We start from the raw sequence: 275 nt of genomic DNA on the forward strand, positions 1-275 counted from the left end.
TTTAAGCCGCTAGCTGAAAGTAGTTTTGAAACATGGAATACGAGTTCAGGCGAAGTGAAAATTACATATTATGAGCATAGTGCAGTAGTAATTGGATATGATCAAAACTTTGTATATGTAAATGATCCTCTTAAAAATAATCCACGTTTGGCTGTTCCGCGAGCAGAATTTGAGAAAGCTTGGGAGCAAATGGGAAAACAAGCAATTACTATTTTATAATAAGGAAAAAGTCATCTTTTAGATGGCTTTTTATTTTTAAGTCTATAACACGGAAA

The 275-nt window shown here is 33.1% G+C and carries 1 protein-coding gene; it reads left to right on the forward strand.

The annotated features are described in order from the left end of the window. Nucleotides 1-219: C39 family peptidase (locus FE392_RS23220; RefSeq protein ID WP_319932031.1), on the forward strand; the 219-nt coding region annotated here is incomplete at its 5' end. Nucleotides 220-275: the final 56 nt, after the last annotated feature.

Source organism: Xenorhabdus santafensis, assembly GCF_033949405.1.
Classification (GTDB): Bacteria; Pseudomonadota; Gammaproteobacteria; order Enterobacterales; family Enterobacteriaceae; genus Xenorhabdus; species Xenorhabdus santafensis.